Source organism: Arenimonas malthae CC-JY-1 (assembly GCF_000747075.1).
Classification (GTDB): domain Bacteria; phylum Pseudomonadota; class Gammaproteobacteria; order Xanthomonadales; family Xanthomonadaceae; genus Arenimonas; species Arenimonas malthae.
Genome location: NZ_AVCH01000182.1, coordinates 47,466 through 64,414, shown reverse-complemented (window position 1 = coordinate 64,414; position 16,949 = coordinate 47,466). Strand labels below are relative to the sequence as shown.

The window sequence follows — 16,949 nt, the reverse complement described above, 5'->3', positions numbered from 1 at the left end:
AGCAGGCGCCGCACCGGCGCGACGCGCACGGGCAGGAAGCCGGCGCGTGCACGGCCGTCGAAGGCGAGCGTGCCGAGCGTCGCGCCATCAACGCCGACCGACACCTCGAGCGGCGAACCCGCTGCGTGCGCGGACAGCAGCGCGTCGAGCAGCGCATCGCCGGCGCCGGGCAGCGGCCAGGCCAGCACGCGCATGCGGCCGCGGCAGCCCGAGCCGGAGCCGAACAGCAGGTCGTCGTCGTCGCGGGTGTCGAACACGGCCACGCCGGGCGCGCCGCGCGCGATGGCGTCCTGGCACAGGGCCTCGAGCGCCGGTTCCAGGCAGCCTCCGGAAATCGTGCCGGTGCGCGTGCCGTCGGCGGCCACCAGCGCCAGCGCGCCGGCCTTGCGGTAGGTGGAGCCTTCGGTGTCGGTGACCAGGGCCAGCGCGAACGCGGTGCCGGCCGCGCGCCGCGCCTGCGCCGCTTCGAGCACGCCGCGCAGGCCGCCGGGCGCGCTCATGCCTCGGTCTCCGGTGCGTCGAGCGCGGCCAGCAGCGCATCCCAGGGCAGCAGCGCGCAGCGGTGGCGCGACGGGTAGGGCGCGGCGCCGATGAGCGCGGCCAGGTCGCCCAGGCCGGCTTCGTCGCCGCGGGCGAGGGCGTCGCGCAGGGTGTTCGCCAGCGGTGCCACCTCGTCCGGGGCCAGGCCCGGTACGCGGCCGGCCATCAGCGAGGCGGAGGCCAAGCACAGCAGGCAGCCTTCGCTGTCATGGCGCAGTTCGGCGATGGCGCCGTCCCCGCGCAGGCGCAACGACACCGCCACGCGGTCGCCGCAGAGCGCGTTGTTGGCGCTGGCGCGGTGCGCGCGGCCCTCCAGCCGCCCGGCGTGGCGCGGCTGCCGGCCGTGCGCCAGCACCTGGTCGCGGTAGAGCGCGGAGAAGGCGTCGGAACCCATGGGCCGGGATTAGGGCATGCGCCCGCGTGACGGACAAGTTACGACGGTCACGACAGCGGGTCGGGAGGCAGCGACAGCGTCGGGCAGCCGCGTTCGCCTGCGGCGGCTGCGTTGCCAAGCCAGTCGCCTACCGGCCTGGACAGCCAGTCCAACCGCGCCGGCAGCGTGAAGTGGTCTTCCTGCGGCAGCTCGGCGTAATGCAGCCGCGGCGAAGCGGTGGCGAGCGTGCGTGCGGCCGCCACCGGCACCAGCTGGTCGCGCGCGCCGTGCAGCAGCAAGACGCAGGCCGGCGTGGCAGCCAGGGGCCTGGCGGTATCGAGCCTGCCCAGGTCCACGCCCAGGCGTTGGCCGGCACGGTCCAGCGCCTGCGCAAGCTCGCCGTCGTCCACGGTGGCCCGCAGCCACCAGCCCAGCGCGCGTCCGCGCCAGCCGCCGGCCGCGCCGGATTTCAGCTGCCCGGCGTAATGCCGGATGGATTCGGCGGCGTTCGCGAACGGCTCCAGCGCCACCACGCCCGCCACGTTGGCGCCTGACTGAGCGGCGGCGTGGAGCGCGGTGACCGCGCCATAGGACACGCCGAACAGGTGCACCGGCTCCGCGATGCGCTTTTGCGCCCGCAGGTGCCCGAGCAAGGCCAGCACGTCGGCGGCTTCGTGCGTGCCGTAACCGGCAGGCGCTTCGCCGGACAATCCGTGGTTGCGAAGGTCCAGCAGCAAGGTGCGGTAGCCCTGCTGCGAAAGGGCCAGGCTCCACGGCAACAGGCTGCTGGCGTCCATGGACCAGCCGTGCAGCAGCACCACCGTGCCGCGCACGGGCGGTGGCAGGGCCGGCGCCGCGTGCCTGAATTCAAACGTGAAGCCCATGCCCTCGGGCAGGCGCACGAACTCGTAGGCGAGCTGGTAGTCGGCCGGTTCGACCACCGCGTAGGCCAGCCGCGGCCCGTGCGCAGGCTGGAACTCCTCCAGCGGGCTGCCGACCCGGGCCAGCCACTGGCGGTAACTCTCGCCGCCGAATCCGGCGTCGGTGCGCCCGGGCCGGGTGATCCAGTCTTCGAGGGGGCGGGCCCCGGCGACGGGAAGCGGGAGGACGGCGATGGTTGCGGCCAGCGCCGCGGTCCAGGCAAGGCGGATGCACATGCCACGAGTGTGCCGCGCGTCGCGCGCGCCCCGCAAACCTCAGCGCGGCGGCGCGGCGCCGTCGGTGGCGGGCACGGCCTCGTCGCAGTGTTCGGCGGCGGCGCGCACGGGCTGCCGGCGGGCGCGGCGCCAGCCGTCGGCGGCGTAGATCGCCAGCGCCACCCAGATGCAGGTGAAACCCACCGCCTGCGTGCCGGTGAAGGGCTCGCCCAGCAGCAGCACGCCGCCCAGCAGCTGCAGGGTCGGCGCGATGTACTGCAGGATGCCCACCAGCGAATACGGGATGCGGCGCGCGCCGTAGGCGAAGCCGATCAGCGGCAGCGCGGTCAGGGCGCCACCCAGCACCAGCAGCGCGTCGGAGCCCAGGTTGCCATCGAGGAAAGCCGCCTCGCCCTGCCACTGCGCCCAGCCCAGCCAGGCCAGCGCCGGCAGCAGCAGGAACAGGCTTTCGATCGCCAGGCCCGGGATCGCGTCCACGTGCGCGGTCTTGCGGATCAGGCCGTAGAAGGCAAAGCTGAAGGCCAGCGCCAGCGCGATCCACGGCGGCTCGCCGTGCAGGAAGGCCAGCCACAGCACGCCGGCCGCGGCGATGGCCACGGCGGTCCACTGCGCCGGGTTGAGCCGCTCGCGCAGCACGAGCACGCCCAGCAGCACGTTCACCAGCGGGTTGATGAAATAACCCAGGCTGGCCTCGACCACGCGGCCGTTGGTGACCGCCCAGATGTAGATGCCCCAGTTGAAGCTGATCAGCAGGCTGCTGGCCAGCAGCAGCCGGCCCACGCGCGGCCGCGACAGCGCGTCGCGCAGCCAGGTGCTGCCGCCGAGCAGGCTGAGGTAACCCACCACGAACACCGCGCACCAGACGATGCGGTGCGCGACGGTCTGCAGCGAGGGCACGTGCTTGAGCAGCACCCAGTACAGCGGGAACACGCCCCAGAGCACGTAGGAGGCGATGGCGGCCGCGAGGCCCTTGCGATCGATGGCGGCGCTGGCGGTCACGTCGGCTCCCGGGGTGGGCCGCGATTATCCGCCCTTGCCCGGCGCCGCGGGCGCAACGGTGTGTCGCCCGGCGTCGGCTAGCGGCGCGGCCCCAGCCTGGCCGCCAGGGCCTGCATGCGCGGTTCGACGGCCTGCATGCGCTGCAGGATCTCTTCGGGCGGGAGCCGGTCCGGGTTGTCCGCCAGGTAGGCGAGTTCCTGGCTGACGGCGATCGACTCGTCGTCCATGCCGGGGTACCAGCCAGGGACCGGCGCCGGCAGCACGCGCCCGCGCAGCATGGTGGCGGCGTTGAACACCAGCACGGGGTCCCGGTCCAGCGCGTTGAGCGGGATCTCAATCTTTCCGTAGCGGCCGCGCGGCGGCGTCCATAGGCCCCTGAGCACCCGCACGAACCACGGCAGGCGCGCGTGGTACCGGCCCGGGTCGGACACGCCCAGCACCAGGGTATGGATGGTGCTCTGCTTGATCTTCTGCTGCTGGTGGAAGAGGCCGTGGACGGCGGTCCAGGGCACCTCGCCATACCAGGCATGCCGGAGGCCGCGGCCATCGAGCCGCAGGGTGGCGCGGCCATCGCGGAAGTACGACGCCACCATCGGCAGCATCAGCACGAACAGCACCGCCAGGAAGGCCGCGCACAGCCCCAGCACCCAGTCCGAGGTGCGCAGCAGGAAGAGCCAGGTGCTGGCCGCGGCGGCCACGCCGATGAAGACCAGGGCCAGGACCTGCATGCCCAGCCGCGCCCGGGCTTCCAGCGAGTGGCCGCTGAACTGCCGCGCCTTTTCCAGCGCCGCCTCATGGTCCGCCCTGAGCTTGCGTCCGCGCCGCCAGCACAGCGCGAAGCCCAGCGCGCCGGCGGCGAACACGCCCACGTCCTGGACCACGTAATGCATCGGCGATTCGCCGACTTCGATCAGGAAACGGAACAACCCGAACAGGGCCACGAAGAGCGAGAGCACGGCCAGCGTCGCCAGCAGCAGGCGTTGGGCGAAGTACATGGGGTGGCTCCCGGCGGCAAAGAGCCCGGATTCTCCGCATCCACCCCGGGCCGGGCAAGCCGCCGGCGGGGCTACTGCGCGCGCAGCGCCGCGGTCACCGGCATGCGCGCGGCGCGGATGGCGGGGGCCAGGCCGCCGATGAAGCCGATGAACAGGGCCAGGCCCAGGCCGGTCATCACCAGGCCCGGCGTGACCGCGAACTTGAAGGCCACCTGGGTGAAGCCGCTGCCCAGCGTGCTCACCGAGTAGCCGTTGAACAGCAGGTAGGCCAGGCCGGCGCCGAGCACGCCGCCGGCCACGGCCAGCGCCAGCGCCTCGGCCATCACCGAGGCGATCACCGGCGTGACGCCGAAACCCAGCGCGCGCAGGGTGCCGATCTCGGCCGTGCGCGCCGACACCGCCGAGTACATGGTGTTGAGCGCGCCGAAGGTGGCGCCGATGGCCATGATCAGCGCCACCAGGCCCGCCAGCACGCCGATGGTGGCGGTGAGGTTGCCGGACTGGCCCGAGAAGAAATCGCGTTCGCGCCGCGCCTCCACGTTGAGCTGCGGGTCGCTGGTGAGGCGCTTCTCCAGCGCGTCGAAGCTGTCGGTGTTGGCCAGCTGCAGCAGCAGCGACGAATAGCCGCTGCGGTTGAAGGCCGACTGCGCGGTTTCGGCGTCGGCCCAGAGTTCGGATTCGTGCGCGTCGCCGCCGGTGCTGAAGTGGCCCACCACCGTCCAGGTGGAGCCGCGGAAGCGCAGCTCCGTGCCCACCGCCAGACCCGCGAACTGCTGGCTGGCGGCCTGGCCGACGATCAGCTCGCGGATGCCGGGACGGAACATGCGCCCGGCCACGATGCGCAGCTCGGGGCGGATGGCGAAACCCGCCGGCTCGACGCCGCGCAGGGTGACGTTGGCGCCGGTCTTCTGGCCCTTTCGCGGCACCTCGGTGATCACGATCAGCTCGCCCGAGGCCAGCGGCAGGCCGTCGGGGCCGCGGGCGATGGCCGGGTCCTGCTTCACCAGCGTGCCCGAAGCGCGGTCCAGGAAACTTGCGAGTTCGCCGTTCGAGCCGCCGCGCGTCACCACCACGCGGTCGTCGCGGCCGGTGCCCGAGAGCGTCTTTTCCAGGCCCGAGGACATCGACAGCAGCGCCACCATCACGCCCACCACGCCCGCGATGCCGATCACGATCACCAGCGACGCGCCCAGCCGCTGCGGCACGCTGCGCAGGTTCATCAGCACGATCTCGCGGATTTGCGTGATGGCGCTCATCAGCGGCCCGCCAGTGCGTCGACGATGCGGATGCGCAGCGCGTGCAGCGCCGGCGGCACGCCCACCAGCAGCGACAGCAGCACCACGCTGACGCCGGCGATGGCCCAGACCCGGCCGTCGGTTTCCACCGGGAATTCGGGCGGCAGCACGCCGGTGGCCAGGTTCGCCAGCAGCATGCCCGCCAGCGCGCCCAGGAAACACAGCACGAAGGCCTCGGCCAGCACCAGCGCCATCACCGTGCGGTCGGTGAAGCCCAGCACCTTGAGCACCGCCAGCTCCGGTACGCGCTCGCGCACCGCCTGCGACATGCTCACGCCGGTCAGGAACAGGATGGAGAAGAACACCGCGCCGGTGATCAGGTTCACGATCAGGCCGATGTCGCCCAGCTGGCGGATGAAGCCCAGCTGGAATTCCTGCTCGCTCTGGGTCTTGGTTTCGTCGGCGGAGTTGTCGAATTTCCCGTCGATGAGCGTGGACACGCGTTCGGACGCCTGCGGGTCGTCCACCACCACCACGAACACGCCCGCCAGGCCCTTGCCGCCGGCGCGCGCCTCGTCGAAATGGCCGTAGTTGAGGTACATCAGGCCGGCGCGTTTCTGCCATTCCTCGTCGCGGCCGTCGAAGATGCCCACCAGCTCCCATTCCCAGGCGCGGGTGCCGTCGGTCTTGGTCCAGATGAAGGAATTGAGCGGGATGGTGTCGCCCACCTTCCAGCCGAACTTGTCGGCCAGGTTGCGGCCGGCGATGGCGCCGTTGCGGGTGGAGATGAACTGGCGCCAGTTGTCCTCGGGCATCACCCACTCGGGGTAGGTGTCGCGCAGGCGCTGCGGGTTCACCGCGAACTGCGGGAAGAAGTTGCGCGGGTCCTGGTACTGGCCGCCGAAGAACTGCGAATGCGAGACGCGGCGCACGCCGGGCACCGCTTCGATCTGCGGCATCATGCGCATCGGCAGCGGCTGGGTGAAGCTGGTGCGGGCCTGGGTGATCAGGCGGTTGGCGCCCAGGAAGTCGGCGCCGCCGGCGAACAGCGAATTCACCGCCTGCAGCAGCCCCAGCAGCAGGAAGGCCGAGACCAGCGAGAACAGCGTCAGCGTGGTCCGCAGCTTCTTGCGGAACAGCCCCGCCCAGACCAGGCCGAAGTACTTCATCTCAGTGCGCCGGCGCCTCGTCCACCAGCGTGCCCTTGTCCAGGTGCACGGTGCGGCGGGCGTATTCGGCGGCCTTGGGGTCGTGGGTGACCATGACGATGGTCTTGCCGAAATCGCGGTTGAGCTGCTGCAGCAGGCGCAGCACCTCGTCGGCGGTCTTGCGGTCGAGGTCGCCGGTCGGTTCGTCGCAGATCAGCAGGCGCGGGTCGGACACCAGCGCGCGGGCGATGGCCACGCGCTGCTGCTGGCCGCCGGAGAGTTCGTTGGGCTTGTGCTTCGCGCGGTCGTCCAGACCCACCAGCTTCAGCGCGATCGACGCCCGCCGGTGCCGTTCGCCCGCGCCCATGTCGGCCAGCAGCAGCGGCAGCTCCACGTTCTTCTGCGCGGTCAGCACCGGCATCAGGTTGTAGCTCTGGAAGATGAAGCCCACGGTGCTGGCGCGCCAGGCGGCGAGCTCGTCGCTGCCGAAGTCGTCGATGCGCTGGCCGCCCACCTTGAGCAGGCCGCCGCTGGGCGAATCGAGCCCGCCGATAAGGTTGAGCAGGGTGGTCTTGCCCGAACCCGACGGGCCCATGAGCGCCACGAAATCGCCTTCGGGGATGTCGAGGTCGATGCCGTGCAGCACTTCCACGCGCTGCTTGCCGCGCGTGTAGGCCTTGGTCAGGCCGCGGATCTCGACCAGGGGGGTGGTCATGGCGTGGCCTTATTTCGTCGCCACGCGGTCGCCGTCGCCCAGGCCTTCCGGCGGCGACAGCACCACGGTCTCGCCGCCCTGCAGGCCGGCGCTGACCTGCTGGTCGGCGTCGCGCTTCTCGCCCAGCGTCACGGCGACGCGGCGGGCCACGCCGTCGGCCACCACGAACACGGCGCTGCCGCCTTCGCCGGCGACCACCGCGCGCTCGGGCACGAAGGCGCCCGCCGGCGGCGGCGCGTCCACGCCGGCCGGGTCCAGGAAGCTCACGCGCACGCCCATGTCGGGCACGATGCGCGGGTCCTTTTCCTTGAGCGCGATGCGCACCTTCACCGTGGCCTTGGTGCGGTCGGCGGTGGGCACGATGGCGATCACCTCGGCCGGGATCTTCCAGTCCGGGTAGGCGTTGAGCACGGCCTCGACCGGCATCTTCGGGGTGACGCGGCCGATGTTGGCCTCGTTCACGTCCACCTGCACTTCCAGCGAATCCATGTCCACCAGGGTGCCGATGCCGGTGCGGATGGAGCCGCCGCCGGCGCTGATGGGCGAAATCATCTCGCCCGGCTGCGCGGCCTTGGCGACGATGACGCCGGCGAAGGGCGCGCGGATGACCGTGTTGTCCACGCCGAGGCCGGCGATGGCGAGCTGGTCCTGCGCCACCTTCACCGCGCGCTGCAGGCTGGCCAGGCGCGCGGCGCGGGCGTCGCGGTCGGCCACGGCGGCGTCGAGCGCCGAGGCGGCCACCAGCTTCTGCGCGGCGAGTTCGCGCTGTCGCACCAGGGTCTGTTCGGCCAGGGTCAGCTGGGCGCGGGCTTCGGCCAGCTGCGACTGCGCCGAGGCGAGCTGGGCGCCGGCGAGGTCGCGCTGCGCGCTGGCGTCGGCGTCGTCGAGGTAGGCCAGCACTTCGCCTTCGGCCACGACCTGGCCTTCTTCGATCAGCACCTCGCGCACCTTGCCGGTGATCTTCGAGGACACCGTGGCGATGCGGCGCGCGGTGACGTAACCGGAGGCGTCGAGCACCGAGGCGGTGCCCATCTCGGCGGCCTTGCGCGCCACCGCGGTTTCCACCACCACCGGCCGCAGCCCGTTCATCACCACGACGCCGGGCACCAGCACCGCCGCCACGATGGCGGGCAGCAGCCAGCGCGGCCGGCGTTTTTTCGCCGGGCGGCGGTCGATGTGCAGTTGCTTGAGCAGGTCCTGCGGCGAATCCATGGGGCGACTCCGGAAACGGACCGGCGCAGTCTGCGCCGGTCCTGGTGTCGGGATTGTGAGCCGTCAGGCGGGCAGGGTCATCCTGCCGTTTGTCACTTTTTGCCGAAGCGGGCCTTGAGCAGGCCCCAGGCCGCGCGCAGGCCCTGGGCTTCGCCGCCGGCGGGTTTGCCCGGGCGGTCGCTGTCGTTCCAGGCGTACACGTCCACGTGCGACCAGGCCTGGCCCTCGGGCACGAAGCGCTCGAGGTAGAGCGCGGCGGTGATGGAACCGGCCATGCGCGAGGCGCCGGAATTGGCCAGGTCGGCCACGTTCGACTTCAGGTAGCTCAGGTAGGGGCGCCACAGCGGCATGCGCCACAGCGGGTCGCGCGCGGCCTCGCCGGCGGCCAGGTAGTCGGCGGCCAGGCGTTCGTCGTTGGCGTACAGCGCCGGCAGGTCGGGGCCCAGGGCGATGCGGGCGGCGCCGGTGAGCGTGGCGAAGTCCATCAGCAGCGCGGGCTTGGCCTCGGCGGCGTAGGTGAGCGCGTCGCACAGCACCAGGCGGCCTTCGGCGTCGGTGTTGTCCACCTCCACGCTCAAGCCCTGGCGGGTGGCCAGCACTTCGCCGGGGCGGAAGGCGTTCGGGCCGATGGCGTTTTCCACCGCCGGCACCAGCAGCTGCAGGCGCACCGGCAGCTTGAGCGCCATCACCAGCTGGGCCAGGCCCAGGGCGTGGGCGGCGCCGCCCATGTCCTTCTTCATGTTGCGCATGCCGTCGGCGGGCTTGATGTCGAGGCCGCCGGTGTCGAAGCACACGCCCTTGCCGACGATGGCCAGGCGCGGGTGGCTGTCGTCGCCCCAGTTGAGCTCGACGAGCCGCGGCGCGCGGTGGCTGGCGCGGCCGACGGCGTGGATGGCCGGGAAGTTCTGGTCGTTGAGTGCGTCGCCCACCACGCTGCGGCACTGGCCGCCGTAGGCCTGGGCCAGGCGCACGGCCACGGCCTCGAGTTCGGCCGGGCCCATGTGTTCGGTCGGGGTGTTGACCAGGTCGCGCACCAAGGTGGCGGCCTTGAGCAGGGCGAAGGCCTCGGACTCGCCGGCCTCGGCGTTTTCCAGCACCAGCCGCGCCGGCGCGCGCGCGGGCTTGAGGTAGCGCTCGAAGCGGTAGGCGCCCAGGCCCCAGCCCAGCAGGGCCTGGCCGGCCTCGGGGCGCACCGGCGACTCGGCGGAAAGCCGGTAGCTGCCGGCCGGCAGCAGCGAGGGCAGGTGCGCCAGCGCCAGCGGGTCGCGGGCGTCGGACACGCCGGCCAGCGCGAAGGCGGGGCGGCCGTCGGCGCCGGGCACCAGCAGCGGCGCGCCGGACTTGGGCGAAAACGCATGCGCGTCCAGCCAGGCCACCACGGCGGCCGGCTGGGCGCCGCGCCAGGCTTCGAACGTGCCCGGGTCCACCAGCACCAGCGGCAGGGCGGCCGGGGCGGCGTCGGGGCTGGCGAAGCAGGCGGGCAGGCTCATCGGGACTCCAGGGCAGCGGGGTGGGATTCCAGCCAGTCGGCCAGTCCCGAAAGGGTAGCGAACTCGAGGTCGGGGCGGGGCAGGCCCATCGGCCAGGAAACTTTCTTGCGGTTGATCCAGCAGCTGCGCATGCCGGCGCGGCGCGCGCCCACGACGTCCAGCAGCGGGTCGTCGCCGACGTGCAGCACCTCGTGCGGCTCCACGCCCAGGCGCTCGCAGGTGGCCATGAAGATGGGCAGCTCGGGCTTGGCGTGGCCCTGGTCACGGGCGCTGACGAAGGCGCGGAAGTGCGCGCCGATGCCGATGCGGTCCAGGTCGGCGTTGCCGTTGGTGAGCGCCGCCACCGGCCAGCGCGCGGCCAGGCGTTCGAGCGCGGGCAGGGCGTCGGGGTAGAACACCACGTCGTTGCGGCTGGCGTAGAAGGCCTCGAAGGCGGCGTCGGCGTGGGCCACGTCGTCGCCGGATTCGGCCAGCGCGCGCCGCAGCGAAATCATCCGCTGCTCGGTGAAGTCGTGCACCAGGTGCGGGTGTTCGGCGGCCACCTGCTCGCGCAGCCGGCGCATGCGGTGGATGGGGAAACGCTGGGCGGTGCGCGGGCAGCGTTCGCGCAGGAAGGCGTCGAGCGCAAGTTCGGCGCGCTCGATCAGGGGCCAGATCGGCCAGAGGGTGTCGTCGAGGTCGAGGCTCAGGGCCCGGGGCAGCGTTTCCACTTGGGAATGATAGCCCGCGGGCCGGTGGCCCGGCCGTGAAACCGGGCTATTCCAGCAGCAGAGACCAGCGGTTCCAGGCCTGCACCCGGCTGGCCACGATCTTCAGGCACACCAGCATGGGCACCGCCACCAGCAGGCCGGCCACGCCCCACAGCCAGCCCCAGACCATCAGCCACAGGATGATGGCCAGCGGGTTGATGCGCATGGTGCGGCCCAGCACCATCGGCGTGAGCACCTGGCTTTCGAAGCCGTTGAGCACCAGGAAACCGGCCGCCGGCAGCAGGGCCGCGCCCAGGGTGTCGAACTGCGACAGCCCCACCAGGGCCAGCAGCAGCGCCATCAGCAGCGGGCCGACGATGGGCGTGAGGTTCAGCGCCGCCGCCAGCGCGCCCCAGAGCACCGGGTCGGGCACGCCCAGCTGCCACAGCAGCAGGCCGGTGGCCACGCCCAGCGCGGCGCTGGTGGCGCTCACCGAGAGCATGTAGCGCGACAGGTCGCTCTGGATCTGCTGCACGATTTCCTCGGTGAGCTGCTTCTGCGCGCGCGTGGGCCGCAGCATGAGCAGCTTGCGCAGCACGTCGTCGCCGTACACCAGGAAGCTGAAGGTGAGCAGGATCACCGCCAGTACCGGGCCCAGCACGCGCGGCGTGGCTTCGATCAGGTCGGGCTGCGGCGGCTGCACCACCACGGTGTCGCCGCCCGGCTCGCGGCTGCCGGTCAGTTCACCCAGCGATGCGCGGGCGCGGCTGGCCTGGTTGAAGGTTTCCACCATCTCGCGCAGCTTGGGCGCGGCTTCGCGCATCACGAACGGCACCTTGCGCACCCACTCCGCCGCCGGCGCCGACAGGAACACGCCGGTGGCGCCCAGCGAACCGAGCAGGGCCAGCACCAGCAGCAGCGCCGACACCCCGCGCGGCAGCCAGCGCAGCGGCGCGCGCCGCATCAGCGGGCTCAGCAGCAGGGCGAAGAAGCCCGCCAGCACGATCGGCAGGATCAGGCTGCTGGCCAGGTAGCAGGTGTAGAGCACCCCACCGATGACCAGCGTCCAGAGCAGCCGCGCGTTGCCGCGGGCCGCGTCGGCGGCCGTTTCAGGCCGCGCCGCGGGTGGCTTCGGCGTCGTCTCCGGCTTCGCTTTCGTCGGCGGGTTCCTGGGCATCTTCGGTGTCGGCGTCTTCATTGGGTTCCTGCAGCCCGGCGGCGGCGGTGATGCCGGCCACGATGCCCGGCAGCACCGCGTCGAGCACCATCGAGAAAAGCGGGCCGCCGAGCACCTTGCCGGCCAGCGAGGGCCCGGCCTTGGGCTCGCGGAAACCCACCGCGAAGCCCAGCGCCAGGCCCGAGAGCACGATGCGGCCCGGCGTGGCGGTGCGCTTCACTTCCGCCGCGAGGTGCGCGCGCGCTTCGGCGATGGCTTCGCGGCGGCGCTGGCATTCGGCTTCGGCGGCCTGCGCGGCGGCGATCTTCGCGGCAAGGCTCACGGCGCGGCGTCCTGGTCGGGAAGGCCCTGCAGGCCCAGCTTGATCTGGCGCCGGGTGCCTTCGAAATCGGCGTGGCGCAGCAGCGACTTCGCCCGCAGCACGCCCAGCCAGGCCAGGCCGGCGCTGAGCAGCAGCGGGATGGCGATGGCCAGCGGCCAGGGCGCGCCCAGGCTGCGGATGCCGGCCACCAGCAGCGCGGTGAGCAGGCCGTAGGCGGTGGCCACCATCACCATGGCCAGCAGCAGGAACACCAGCGCCTGCACCAGCGCGTCGCGGGCCAGGCCCACTTCGGCGGCGAACAGCTGGCGCAGCGCGTGCAGCGCGCCGACGTAGGCGCCGGCGGTGTCGCGCGCGGCCTGCAGCACGGCCTGGGTGTCGTCGCCGAGCTTGCCGGCGCCGGCCGCGGCGCCCGGTTCGGTGTCGGCCATGGCCGGGGCTTACTTGCGGCGGGTGAGGGCGGCGACCAGGTAGCCGGCCGCGAAGGCGATGCCGAACGAGGCCAGCGGCTTGCTGCGGATCAGGTCCTCGGCCTGGCCGAGCATGCCGCGGCCCTGGTCGAGCAGGCCCTGCAGCTTCTCGTCGAGTTCGGCGCGTGCTTCCTTGGCGGCCGCGGCGCCGGCTTCCAGCGCGTCGGTGACGCCGGACTTGAGCGCCTCGCGCGCCTCGCCGAGGTTTTCCTTGGCCTGGTCGATGTGGCGGGCTTTTTCTTCCGGGGAAGGGCTCATGGCGGGCTCCTCTTGGACGTTGTCGCCACCTTACACCGTCGCCGCGGCCGGCGGCGGCGCCACGGGGTCACTGCATCACCAGGTAACCCACGCGGCCGCCGCGCACCACGTCGAGCTGCAGCTGGCGCGGGGCGTCGGCCAGGCGGTCGCGGAAGGCCTGCAGGTCGTCCACCCGGCGCTGGTTGATGCCGCGGATGTAGTCGCCCGGGCGCAGGCCCGATGCGGCGGCACGGCTGCCGGGTTCGACCTTGCTGGCCACCACGCCGTACAGGCCCTGCTGGCGCACGCGTTCGGGCAACTCGGTGAGGGTGGCGCCGGCCAGGCGCGGGTCGATCCGGCTGCCGTCCACCTCGGTGGCGCGCGCCTTGAGCACGGCCTGCACGCTCAGGCGACGGTCGTCGCGCAGCAGGTCCAGCGCCACCGGCTTGTCCACCGGCAGCAGGCCCTCGAGGTTGCGCAGCGACTGCGCGCCGTCCACGCGCTCGCCGTTGGCGGCCACCACCAGGTCGCCCGGGCGCACGCCCGCGGCTTCGGCCGGCGAGCCGCGGTAGACGCGCGTCACCAGCGCGCCGCGCTGGTTGGCGGGCAGGCCCAGCTGTTCCGCGAGGCGGGCATTGAGGTCCTCGCTGTCCACGCCCAGCGAGCCGCGGCGCACTTCGCCGTAGGCCAGCAGTTGGCGCTTGACCTCGTCGGCCAGGTTCACCGGGATGGCGAAGCCCAGGCCGATGTTGCCGGCGGCGCTGCCGCGCGGGTTGAAGCTGGCGGTGTTGATGCCCACCAGCTCGCCGCGCAGGTTCACCAGCGCGCCGCCGGAATTGCCCGGGTTGATGGAGGCGTCGGTCTGGATGAAGTTCTGGTAGCCCAGGCCCTGCAGGCCGCTGCGGCCCACGGCCGAAACGATGCCGCTGGTGACGGTCTGGCCCAGGCCGAAGGGATTGCCGACCGCCACCACGAAATCGCCCACCCGCAGGCGGCTCGAATCGGCCAGCGGGATGGCCACCAGGCCTTCGGCGGGGATGCGGATGACGGCCACGTCGGTGTCCGGGTCGGAGCCGATGAATTCGGCCTCCAGGGTGCGGCCGTCGGCCAGGGTGACCGAAACGGCGTCGGCGTTTTCGATCACGTGGTGGTTGGTGAGCACCAGGCCGCGTTCGGCGTCCACCACCACGCCCGAGCCCAGCGACTGCTGGGTGCGCTGCTGCGGCATGCCCGGCATGCCGAAGAGCTCCGCCAGCGGGTTGCGCACGCGCACCACCTGCTGGCTGTAGATGTTCACCACCGCCGGGGTCACCTTTTCCAGCATGGGTGCCAGCGAGGGCAGGGCCACGCCTTCCAGCTGGGCCGGCAGGGCGGCCTCGGCGGTGCGCGGCAGGGCCAGGCGGGCGGCGGTGTCGAGCGCGGCCTCGCCCCGGGTCGGCGGCACGGCTTCGGCCGGGGTGGCGGGCTGGGCCAGCCAGTGGCTGGCCCCGGCACCGGCCAGGGCGGCGGTCAGCAGGGCGGCGGCGGCGGTGGCGGGTCGCATCGGGCGGTCTCCTGGGCGCAGGCGATGAACAAGATGAACGGGATAGCAGATGGGAGCAAAACCGCGGCTGGACAAGGGGCGGCCAGGACCCCGGCGGGGTGGTTCCACGGCACCGGGAAGCGCCGGCAACGGGGTCCGGCGGCGCCTCAGGACAATGTCGGGAGTGCCGTGGAACATCTTGAAGCGACAGCTTTTTCGTACGGATTCCTCGTGTTGACAGCCCCCCCGGCGAGGGGTAGTTTTGCTTTCCGCTGCCACTACATCTTGTGTCGGGCAGCGGGGGGCGGCCCCAAGGCTTGGGGTCGCAAGCTTGCACGACGCGACGGCGAGACGGCATGCGGGAACAGGGACGGACATCACGGATTGCCCGGGGCCAGGCCCCACGGGCGGGCGTCGGGTCCCCGGGGTTTCCGGCCGGCATCACCCGATAAGAACTCAGACAAAGACGCCTCCCCCCGGGGGCGGCCCGGGAGGAAAGAGAGACTCATGAGCACGGTTCGCCTCGAGGCGGTAAAGACCAACGCGGCGCAGGACATCGAGATGCAGCCGGCGTCCTATGACATCTGGGACAAGAAGTACCGCCTCAAGACCAAGAAGGGCGACCCGGTCGACGCCAGCATCGACCACACCTACCAGCGCGTGGCCAAGGCCCTGGCCGAGGCCGAGCCCACCGCCGAAAAGCAGAAGTACTGGTACGAGCGCTTCCTCTGGGCCCTGCGCCGCGGCGCCATCCCGGCCGGCCGCATCACCTCGAACGCCGGCGCGCTCGAGCACAAGCCGGCCACCAGCACCATCAACTGCACCGTGTCGGGCACCATCACCGACTCGATGGACGACATCCTGGGCAAGGTCCACGAGGCCGGCCTGACGCTCAAGGCCGGCTGCGGCATCGGCTACGAGTTCTCCACCCTGCGCCCGCGCGGCGCCTACGTGTCCGGCGCCGGCGCCTACACCTCGGGCCCGCTGTCGTTCATGGATATCTACGACAAGATGTGCTTCACCGTCTCGTCGGCCGGCGGCCGCCGCGGCGCCCAGATGGGCACCTTCGACGTGGCCCACCCGGACGTGAAGGAATTCATCGGCGCCAAGCGCGAGGACGGCCGCCTGCGCCAGTTCAACCTGTCGCTGCTGGTCACCGACGAATTCATCCACGCCGTCGAGGCCGACGCCGACTGGCCGCTGGTGTTCCCGGTGAACGTCAAGGAAGCCGGCGACGTGGACGTCAACGACCCGAAGCAGGTCATCTGGCGCGACTGGCCGCACAGCGAAAACTACGTGACCCGCGAAGACGGCATGGTGGCCTGCAAGATCTACGGCCACATCCGCGCCCAGCAGCTGTGGAACCGCATCATGGCGTCCACGTATGACTTCGCCGAGCCGGGTTTCATCCTGATCGACCGCGTCAACGAGATGAACAACAACTGGTGGTGCGAAACCATCCGCGCCACCAACCCCTGCGGCGAACAGCCGCTGCCGCCCTACGGCGCCTGCCTGCTGGGCTCGGTCAACCTCACCAAGTTCGTGCGCGACCCGTTCACCGACAAGGCGCGCTTCGACTGGGAGGAATACAAGGAAGTCGTGCGCGTGTTCACCCGCATGCTCGACAACGTGGTGGAAGTGAACGGCCTGCCGCTGCAGCAGCAGCGCGACGAGATCATGCGCAAGCGCCGCCACGGCATGGGCTTCCTGGGCCTGGGCAGCACCGTGACCATGCTCAAGATGAAGTACGGCGAGGCCGATTCGGTGAAGTTCACCGAGGACGTGAGCCGCGAGATGGCCCTGGCGGGCTGGGAAGTGGCGCTGAGCCTGGCCAAGGAAAAGGGCCCGGCCCCGATCATGGACGAGGAGTTCAAGGTCACCGCCGAGATGCTGCGCAAGCGCCCGGAGATGAAGAAGGACGGCTGGAAGGTCGGCCAGAAGATCAAGGGCCGCCAGCTGCACGCGCTGTACTCGCGCTACATGCAGCGCGTGGCCACCGTGGCCCCGGAGCTGGTGAAGGAGCTGGCCGAGAGCGGCGCGCGCTTCACCCACCACAGCTCGATCGCGCCCACCGGCACCATCTCGCTGTCGCTGGCCAACAACGCCTCCAACGGCATCGAGCCCAGCTTCGCGCACCACTACAGCCGCAACGTGATCCGCGAAGGCAAGAAGTCCAAGGAAAAGGTCGAGGTCTTCAGCTACGAGCTGCTGGCCTACCGCACCCTGGTGAACCCGGACGCGATGCCGTTCAGCACCGACGAGAAGACCCGCCTGCCGGACTACTTCATCTCGGCCGACGACATCACCCCGAAGGCGCACGTGGACATCCAGGCCGCCTCGCAGAAGTGGATCGACTCGTCGATCTCCAAGACCGCGAACGTGCCCACGGACTACCCGTACGAGGACTTCAAGGACATCTACCTCTACGCCCACAAGCAGGGCCTGAAGGGCTGCACCACGTTCCGCTTCAACCCGGCCGCCTTCCAGGGCGTGCTGGTGAAGGAAGCCGACCTGGAGAACACCACCTACCGCTTCGAGCTCGAGGACGGCACCGTGGTGGAGGCCAAGGGCAACGAGGAAATCGAATACGACGGCGAGCTGCACAGCGCCGCCAACCTGTTCGATGCGCTCAAGGAAGGCTACTACGGCAAGTTCTGAGAACGCGCTAACT

General features: G+C 71.5%; 17 protein-coding genes. 1 reads left to right on the top strand and 16 read right to left on the bottom strand.

What is annotated here, in order from left to right; genetic code table 11:
* The 16 genes from N790_RS11615 to N790_RS11540 form a co-directional block, all read right to left on the bottom strand.
* Positions 1-500 (bottom strand): XdhC family protein (locus N790_RS11615; RefSeq protein ID WP_169742182.1); only part of this gene is annotated, 500 nt, incomplete at its 3' end.
* The gene (locus tag N790_RS11610) at positions 497-934 is read right to left on the bottom strand and encodes an iron-sulfur cluster assembly scaffold protein (RefSeq protein ID WP_043804312.1); all 438 of its coding nucleotides are present in this window, start codon (positions 932-934) and stop codon (positions 497-499) included. The genes N790_RS11610 and N790_RS11615, both read right to left, overlap by 4 nt.
* Before the next feature lie 47 nt (positions 935-981).
* Complete coding sequence (locus tag N790_RS11605) at positions 982-2,070, bottom strand: alpha/beta fold hydrolase (protein WP_052385899.1); 1,089 nt, start codon at positions 2,068-2,070, stop codon at positions 982-984.
* A gap of 39 nt (positions 2,071-2,109) precedes the next feature.
* The gene (gene rarD, locus N790_RS11600) at positions 2,110-3,069 is read right to left on the bottom strand and encodes an EamA family transporter RarD (RefSeq protein WP_052385898.1); all 960 of its coding nucleotides are present in this window, start codon (positions 3,067-3,069) and stop codon (positions 2,110-2,112) included.
* Positions 3,070-3,146: 77 nt separating this feature from the next.
* A complete protein-coding gene (locus tag N790_RS11595) occupies positions 3,147-4,064 on the bottom strand; it encodes a hypothetical protein (protein WP_043804311.1) in 918 nt (305 codons plus the stop codon).
* A gap of 71 nt (positions 4,065-4,135) precedes the next feature.
* Positions 4,136-5,320: an ABC transporter permease gene (locus N790_RS11590; RefSeq protein ID WP_043804309.1), complete on the bottom strand. Its 1,185-nt coding sequence runs from the start codon at positions 5,318-5,320 to the stop codon at positions 4,136-4,138.
* Entirely contained in the window at positions 5,320-6,468 is a 1,149-nt protein-coding gene (locus N790_RS11585) for an ABC transporter permease (RefSeq protein WP_043804308.1), read from the bottom strand. The genes N790_RS11590 and N790_RS11585 overlap by 1 nt, the downstream gene beginning before the upstream one ends.
* Position 6,469: 1 nt before the next feature.
* Complete coding sequence (locus N790_RS11580; RefSeq protein WP_043804306.1) at positions 6,470-7,162, bottom strand: ABC transporter ATP-binding protein; 693 nt, start codon at positions 7,160-7,162, stop codon at positions 6,470-6,472.
* Between the two features lie 9 nt (positions 7,163-7,171).
* Positions 7,172-8,374, bottom strand: a complete 1,203-nt coding sequence (locus N790_RS11575; protein ID WP_043804305.1) for an efflux RND transporter periplasmic adaptor subunit — start codon at positions 8,372-8,374, stop codon at positions 7,172-7,174.
* 92 nt (positions 8,375-8,466) lie between these two features.
* Positions 8,467-9,864: a leucyl aminopeptidase family protein gene (locus N790_RS11570; RefSeq protein WP_043804303.1), complete on the bottom strand. Its 1,398-nt coding sequence runs from the start codon at positions 9,862-9,864 to the stop codon at positions 8,467-8,469.
* On the bottom strand, positions 9,861-10,574 hold the full coding sequence (locus N790_RS11565; RefSeq protein ID WP_245593784.1) for an HAD family hydrolase: 714 nt from the start codon (positions 10,572-10,574) through the stop codon (positions 9,861-9,863). Before N790_RS11565 ends, N790_RS11570 begins: the two co-directional genes overlap by 4 nt.
* Before the next feature lie 46 nt (positions 10,575-10,620).
* The gene (locus N790_RS11560) at positions 10,621-11,730 is read right to left on the bottom strand and encodes an AI-2E family transporter (protein ID WP_169742181.1); all 1,110 of its coding nucleotides are present in this window, start codon (positions 11,728-11,730) and stop codon (positions 10,621-10,623) included.
* Complete coding sequence (locus N790_RS11555; RefSeq protein ID WP_043804302.1) at positions 11,663-12,052, bottom strand: hypothetical protein; 390 nt, start codon at positions 12,050-12,052, stop codon at positions 11,663-11,665. Before N790_RS11555 ends, N790_RS11560 begins: the two co-directional genes overlap by 68 nt.
* Entirely contained in the window at positions 12,049-12,480 is a 432-nt protein-coding gene (locus tag N790_RS11550) for a hypothetical protein (protein ID WP_043804300.1), read from the bottom strand. The genes N790_RS11555 and N790_RS11550 overlap by 4 nt, the downstream gene beginning before the upstream one ends.
* 9 nt (positions 12,481-12,489) lie before the next feature.
* On the bottom strand, positions 12,490-12,777 hold the full coding sequence (locus N790_RS11545; protein ID WP_043804298.1) for a hypothetical protein: 288 nt from the start codon (positions 12,775-12,777) through the stop codon (positions 12,490-12,492).
* A 67-nt stretch (positions 12,778-12,844) separates the two neighbouring features.
* Positions 12,845-14,299 (bottom strand): Do family serine endopeptidase, encoded by a 1,455-nt coding sequence (locus tag N790_RS11540; RefSeq protein ID WP_043804297.1) that lies wholly within the window; start codon positions 14,297-14,299, stop codon positions 12,845-12,847.
* A gap of 486 nt (positions 14,300-14,785) precedes the next feature.
* Between N790_RS11540 and N790_RS11535 the strand changes: the two genes are divergently transcribed.
* Positions 14,786-16,936: an adenosylcobalamin-dependent ribonucleoside-diphosphate reductase gene (locus N790_RS11535; protein WP_043804295.1), complete on the top strand. Its 2,151-nt coding sequence runs from the start codon at positions 14,786-14,788 to the stop codon at positions 16,934-16,936.
* Positions 16,937-16,949 lie beyond the last annotated feature (13 nt).

What these genes read in the sequence shown, in the direction of transcription:
- N790_RS11535 (WP_043804295.1), top strand. Translation starts at nt 14,786, where the DNA reads ATGAGCACGGTTCGCCTCGAGGCGGTAAAGACCAACGCGGCGCAGGAC.
- N790_RS11575 (WP_043804305.1), bottom strand. Translation starts at nt 8,374, where the DNA reads ATGGATTCGCCGCAGGACCTGCTCAAGCAACTGCACATCGACCGCCGC.
- N790_RS11570 (WP_043804303.1), bottom strand. Translation starts at nt 9,864, where the DNA reads ATGAGCCTGCCCGCCTGCTTCGCCAGCCCCGACGCCGCCCCGGCCGCC.
- N790_RS11580 (WP_043804306.1), bottom strand. Translation starts at nt 7,162, where the DNA reads ATGACCACCCCCCTGGTCGAGATCCGCGGCCTGACCAAGGCCTACACG.
- N790_RS11595 (WP_043804311.1), bottom strand. Translation starts at nt 4,064, where the DNA reads ATGTACTTCGCCCAACGCCTGCTGCTGGCGACGCTGGCCGTGCTCTCG.
- N790_RS11610 (WP_043804312.1), bottom strand. Translation starts at nt 934, where the DNA reads ATGGGTTCCGACGCCTTCTCCGCGCTCTACCGCGACCAGGTGCTGGCG.
- N790_RS11550 (WP_043804300.1), bottom strand. Translation starts at nt 12,480, where the DNA reads ATGGCCGACACCGAACCGGGCGCCGCGGCCGGCGCCGGCAAGCTCGGC.
- N790_RS11545 (WP_043804298.1), bottom strand. Translation starts at nt 12,777, where the DNA reads ATGAGCCCTTCCCCGGAAGAAAAAGCCCGCCACATCGACCAGGCCAAG.
- N790_RS11605 (WP_052385899.1), bottom strand. Translation starts at nt 2,070, where the DNA reads ATGTGCATCCGCCTTGCCTGGACCGCGGCGCTGGCCGCAACCATCGCC.
- N790_RS11585 (WP_043804308.1), bottom strand. Translation starts at nt 6,468, where the DNA reads ATGAAGTACTTCGGCCTGGTCTGGGCGGGGCTGTTCCGCAAGAAGCTG.
- N790_RS11590 (WP_043804309.1), bottom strand. Translation starts at nt 5,320, where the DNA reads ATGAGCGCCATCACGCAAATCCGCGAGATCGTGCTGATGAACCTGCGC.
- N790_RS11540 (WP_043804297.1), bottom strand. Translation starts at nt 14,299, where the DNA reads ATGCGACCCGCCACCGCCGCCGCCGCCCTGCTGACCGCCGCCCTGGCC.
- N790_RS11560 (WP_169742181.1), bottom strand. Translation starts at nt 11,730, where the DNA reads ATGCCCAGGAACCCGCCGACGAAAGCGAAGCCGGAGACGACGCCGAAG.